The following is a 274-nucleotide window of genomic DNA, read 5'->3' as shown; positions in this document are numbered from 1 at the left end:
AGATGGAAGCGCTGGACATCCTGCGCGAGAAAGGCGTCAAGCGCGTTGGCCCATACCGCGTTACGCGGACCATGAGCAGCACCGTTTCCGCCTGCCTGGCCACCCCGTTCAAGATCAAGGGCCTGAACTACTCCATCGCTTCTGCCTGCGCCACCAGTGCTCACTGCATCGGTACCGCCATGGAACAGATCCAGATGGGCAAGCAGGACATCGTCTTCGCCGGTGGCGGTGAAGAAGAGCATTGGACCCAGTCGTTCCTGTTCGACGCCATGGG

1 protein-coding gene is annotated in these 274 nt (G+C 60.9%); it reads left to right on the top strand.

What is annotated here, in order from left to right; all coding sequences use genetic code 11:
• Positions 1 to 274: beta-ketoacyl synthase N-terminal-like domain-containing protein (locus SB771_RS34405; protein WP_410721964.1), on the top strand; the 274-nt coding region annotated here is incomplete at both ends.

Source organism: Burkholderia sp. SIMBA_051 (assembly GCF_046534915.1).
GTDB lineage: Bacteria > Pseudomonadota > Gammaproteobacteria > Burkholderiales > Burkholderiaceae > Burkholderia > Burkholderia ambifaria.
Note: the sequence above shows the minus strand (reverse complement) of the source record. Positions and strands in the feature narration are given on the sequence as shown.